Annotated in this window: 1 protein-coding gene; it reads right to left on the reverse strand. The window is 45.9% G+C overall.

All coding sequences use genetic code 11. The features are described 5' to 3' along the window. Positions 1 to 222 (reverse strand): hypothetical protein (locus EOC06_RS41330; protein WP_206631505.1); only part of this gene is annotated, 222 nt, incomplete at both ends.

Below are 222 nucleotides of genomic sequence, written 5' to 3' on the forward strand. Positions count from 1 at the left end.
GGCAGCAAGCACATTATAATCAGCTGGATGTTTATATGTTATATGCTTCACAAGCGGAGAAGCATATAGTTTGTTGCCTAGCTCTTCTTCCTCATATCGCCACTGATCAGATGTAAAATAGAAGAAGGATGTTCCATTTTGCTGACGAGGCGGTGCCTGCCAGTCCTTAGCAAAGGCTATCGTTCCCCAGCCTTCATACGGACGGCATTTCTCCTGACCAAC

The organism is Mesorhizobium sp. M7A.F.Ca.MR.362.00.0.0 (genome assembly GCF_004023175.1).
Lineage (GTDB): Bacteria > Pseudomonadota > Alphaproteobacteria > Rhizobiales > Rhizobiaceae > Mesorhizobium.